Origin of the sequence: Corallococcus exercitus (assembly GCF_003611585.1) — a bacterium.
Taxonomy (GTDB): Bacteria; Myxococcota; Myxococcia; order Myxococcales; family Myxococcaceae; genus Corallococcus; species Corallococcus exercitus.
Window position 1 is genome coordinate 1 of the sequence record NZ_RAVW01000601.1, and the last position, 4,353, is coordinate 4,353.

4 protein-coding genes and 1 pseudogene are annotated in these 4,353 nt (G+C 70.2%); all 5 read left to right on the forward strand.

Translation table 11 applies throughout. The features are described 5' to 3' along the window. The coding region (locus D7W79_RS39385; protein WP_120530364.1) for a ceramide glucosyltransferase at positions 1 to 1,083 on the forward strand (1,083 nt) is incomplete at its 5' end. A gap of 79 nt (positions 1,084 to 1,162) precedes the next feature. Next, complete coding sequence (locus D7W79_RS39390) at positions 1,163 to 1,996, forward strand: metallophosphoesterase family protein (RefSeq protein ID WP_244222227.1); 834 nt, start codon at positions 1,163 to 1,165, stop codon at positions 1,994 to 1,996. A gap of 50 nt (positions 1,997 to 2,046) precedes the next feature. Next, the gene (locus D7W79_RS39395) at positions 2,047 to 2,475 is read left to right on the forward strand and encodes a response regulator (protein ID WP_120530366.1); all 429 of its coding nucleotides are present in this window, start codon (positions 2,047 to 2,049) and stop codon (positions 2,473 to 2,475) included. Between the two features lie 63 nt (positions 2,476 to 2,538). Beyond that, on the forward strand, positions 2,539 to 3,822 hold the full coding sequence (locus D7W79_RS39400; RefSeq protein ID WP_120530367.1) for a hemolysin family protein: 1,284 nt from the start codon (positions 2,539 to 2,541) through the stop codon (positions 3,820 to 3,822). A 127-nt stretch (positions 3,823 to 3,949) separates the two neighbouring features. Next, positions 3,950 to 4,353: pseudogene (locus tag D7W79_RS39405) on the forward strand (glycosyltransferase family 4 protein); the annotation flags it as partial.

Here is a 4,353-nt window from a genome sequence, read left to right on the forward strand (position 1 = left end):
GCCCCCACGCACCGCCCCGGCCTGTCCATCCTCAAGCCGCTGTGCGGCGTGGATGACGACCTGGAGGCGAACCTCGCGCAGTTCGCCCGGCTCCCCTACCCCCACTACGAGGTGCTGCTGGGCGTGAAGGACACGCGCGACCCGGCCTTCGCGGTGGCCCGGGCCGCGGAGGCCCGGTGGCCCCACGTCATGCGCGTGGTGCTCCAGGAGGGCGAGCCCGGCCTGAACCCCAAGGTGAACCAGCTGGTGACGCTGTCGTCGGAGGCCCGCTTCGACCTCTGGGTGGTGAGCGACAGCAACACCCGCGTGGGCGAGGGCTACCTGGAGGAGATCGCCGCCGCCTTCGAGGACCCCACGGTGGGCTGCGTGACGCACCCGGTGGCGGGGCTGGGGGAGCGGAGCTTCGGTTCGCTCCTGGACAACCTGCACCTGTCCTCCAGCGCGGCGGCGGGGATGATCGCCGCGAAGCACGTGGCGGACCGGGACATCGTGGTGGGCAAGTCCATGGCGCTGCGCCGCGAGGACGTGGAGGCGCTGGGCGGCTTCTTCTCCGTGAAGGACGTGCTGGCGGAGGACTACGTCATTGGCCAGTGGGTGACGCGCAAGCTGGGCAAGCGCGTGGTGCTGGCGCACGCCCCCGTCTTCAACGTGTCCCTGCGCAAGAGCGTGGACGCCTTCTTCCAGCGCTACCTGCGCTGGAGCGTCATCCACCGCACGGCGGTATCGCCCTCGACGTACCTGGCGCAGGCGCTCCTCAACCCGATTCCACTCGCGGTGCTGGGCGCGCTGATCCACCCGTCCGCCCTCACGGGCCTGGCGGCGCTGGCGGTGGTGCTGGGCAAGGTCTGGGTGGACATGACGGTATTCCGCGCGCTGCGGCCCCAGCCGGTGGGCTTGCGCGCGGCGCCCGCCGTGCTGGTGAAGGACGCGCTGCTCTTCGCCGCATGGTGGCATGGCGCGTTCCGCCGCACGGTGGACTGGCGCGGCACGCGGTTGCGCGTGGTGTCAGGCACGCGCCTGGTGCCGATGCGTGCGCGTGGCACTCCCGCGGCGGAGTGGATCCCCAGCAACGGGGTGGGGTGAACGACGCTGGCCCAACTTTTGACGATCCTTCGTACAGCAACCCTCGCCGCCCGCTCTCCCGATGCCTATTTCCTTCAGCATGCCCTTCCTGAAGCTGGCGCATCTTTCGGATCTCCATCTGGACATGAGCCGCGAGAGCGACGCTTCCGCGGCCTCGCTGGTGAAGGCCCTGTCCGCCCAGGACGTGGATCACGTGGTGGTCACGGGAGACCTCACGCACCGCGGATCCCACGCCGAGTTCAAGCGCTTCCGTGAACACTTCGCGCCCTGGATGGAGACCGGACGCCTCACCTTCATTCCCGGCAACCATGACCGGCCCGGCGAGGATGTCGGCAGCGGGTTCATGGAGGGACGCAAGGTCCACACCGTGGAGAAGGCAGGACTCTTCCTGGTGTGCGTGGACTCCACCGGTGAGCACAACCGCAACTATTTCCACAGCCATGGCGAACTGACGGAAGGCGTCGTGGACGAAGTGGACCGCGCGCTGGACGCCGCGCCGAAGGACGCGCTGGTCGCGGTGCTGCTGCACCACCACGTGATGCCGCTGCCGCTGGAGAGCTTCCCGGAGTGGATCGCCACGAAGATGGGACTGCCCCACGCGTCGGAGCTGGCGTTGGGAAGCCGACTGCTGGAGCGCGTGGGCGGCCGGTGTGACCTGGTGCTGCATGGCCACCGGCACATCCCCAACGAGGCGGACCTGGGCACGCCGGGCGAGCGCGCGCTGCGCGTCTACAACTCCGGCAGCAGCACGGACCTGGGCCGCTTCCGCGTCTTCAGCCACATGGCGGGCCAGCTGGTGGGCCAGCCGGAGTGGTGCCAGGCGGCGGAGCCGGCGAAGCCGCGCACGGCGGTCCACAACGTCAGGCCCGCACTCCAGTACCTGGTCGGCCAGCTGGGCATGGCGCTCTTCTAGCGCCTGGCTGCCTGGCTGCTGGATGGCGGGGCTTCACGCAAGTGTCGCGAATGCCAGCGGGGCCACGGAAGGTTCTCCCCAGGTCAGGAGGATGCTTGGGGCGACTCGCGGTGGATGACGGTGCTCGGAAGGTCCTGGTCGTGGATGACGACGCGGACTGGCGGGAATTCCTCCGGGTGAGCCTGGAGGACCTTGGCTATGAGACCACCGAGGCGGCTGACGGCCAGGAGGCGCTGGACTCGCTCAAGCGGGGGGAGCGCTTCGGGGTCATGCTGCTGGACCTGAACATGCCGGGCATGAGCGGCCTGGAGGTGGTGGAGAAGCTGCCGCGGGCGTCGAACAACCCGCGCATCGTCTTCCTCACCTCGGCGGCGGCCCAGGATGTGGGCAGCGCACTCATGTCCGGTCCCCACTACTACCTGCCCAAGGGAGCGAGCCGGGATCAATTGTCGCTCCTCCTGCAATCACTGGGGGTGTAGGACGGGAGGCGTCACCCGCCGGCCAGGAGGTCCGCCATCGTCACGGAGCTCGTCATCATCCTGCTGCTGGTGCTGGCCAACGGCGTCTTCGCCGGCGCCGAGCTGGGCCTCCTGTCCGTGCGCAAGACGCGGCTGAAGGAGCTGCTGGAGCAGGGCAGCAAGTCCGCGAAGGCGGTGTCGGCGCTGCGGGATGATCCGGAGCGGCTGCTGGCCACGGTGCAGATTGGCATCACGGTGATTGGCGCCACGGCGGCGGCCTTCGGCGGCGCGAGCATCGCGCACCGGCTTTCGGGAGTGCTGGCGGGGCTGGGCATGCCGGAGGCCACGGCGAGCCAGGTGTCCTTCGCGCTGGTGGTCGCGCTGGTGTCGTATCTGTCGCTGGTGCTGGGGGAGCTGGTCCCCAAGTCGCTGGCGCTGCGCTTCTCCGAACAGTACGCGCTGACGCTGGGCCGGCCGCTCAAGGCGCTCTCGTGGGTGATGCGCCCGCTGGTGTGGTTCCTCACCGCGAGCTCCAACGTGGTGCTGAAGCTCTTCGGGGACCGGACGAACTTCTCCGAGTCGCGGCTGTCGCCGGACGAGCTGCTGCAGCTGGTGGCGGAGGCGTCGAAGCAGGGCACGCTGGATCCGCGCGCGGGGGAGATCGCCTCCCGGGCCTTCGAGCTGGGGGACCTGACGCTGGGCGACGTGATGGTGACGCGCGAGCACATCGTCGCGCTGCGCCGCCACGCGAGCACGGAGGAGATCCGCCAGGTGCTGCTGGAGCACGGGCATTCGCGGATGCCGGTGTACGAGGGCACGCTGGACAACGTGGTGGGCTACATCGTGGCCAAGGACCTGCTGGGCGTGGCCTGGGAAGCGCACCTCATCGTGCTGGAGGACGTGCTGCGCCCGCCGCTGTTCCTGGTGGAGTCCATGCGCGCCATCGCGGCGATGAAGGAGCTGCAGCGCCGGCGCATGCAGCTGGCGGTGGTGGTGGACGAGCACGGCGGCGTGGTGGGGCTGGTGACGGTGGAGGACCTGGTGGAGGAGCTCGTGGGAGACATCCTCAGCGAGTCCGAGACGCCCGAGGAGCGCGTGCGCCGCGAGAGCCCCTCCGTCGCGGTGGTGCAGGGCGAGGCGAGCCTGCGCGAGGTGAACCGCTCGCTGGGGATGGAGCTGGAGGAGAGCGAGGACTACGGCACCGTCGCGGGCCTGTGCATCGCGTTGGCGGGAGGCGCCATCCCGGAGCAGGGCACGAAGCTGTCGCTTCCGGACGGCACGGTGCTGGAGGTGCTGGAGGCGTCGCCGCGCCGCGTGCGCGAGGTGCGCGTCCATCTGCCGCCCCCTCCCGCTCAACCGGAGGCCTGAGCCCTTCGCGGATCCACCCCCTCCGTGAGAATCCGGACGGGGAACCCAGGGCGTTGTTGGTGATGACGCGCCGGGTCGCTATAAACCCGGGAGGGACGCCCTCGGCCCCGGGAGGCTCGCGCAGCGGATGTCGTCATCGCCCCCACGCATCGCGTTCGCCATCGAGACGACGCTCGGCAACGCGGTGTTCCTGGACAACCTCAAGCGGGCGATGTCGCGGCGCAACGACATCACGCCGGTGTGGCTGCCCATCGACGAGCACGCGGATGACGTCTGGGAGCAGCTGCCGCTGGTGCGCTCGCGGCTGTCGGTGCGCGGAGGGCTGCGGACCCGCAGCGCGCTGAACCAGGCCTTCGCGACGGAGCCGGTGCGGGCCGCGGTGGTGCACACGCAGCGGATGGCGCACCTGGCGCACGACTTCATGCGCCGGGTGCCCAGCGTCATCTCCACGGACGCGACGCCGAGCGGGCTGGAGGACTACCTGCGCTACTACGGCCTGCCCACGCAGCACGCGGGCTGGGTGGGCAGGCC

Coding starts and splice junctions, on each gene's coding strand:
- D7W79_RS39390 (WP_244222227.1), top strand. CDS start 1,163: ATGCCCTTCCTGAAGCTGGCGCATCTTTCGGATCTCCATCTGGACATG.
- D7W79_RS39395 (WP_120530366.1), top strand. CDS start 2,047: ATGCCAGCGGGGCCACGGAAGGTTCTCCCCAGGTCAGGAGGATGCTTG.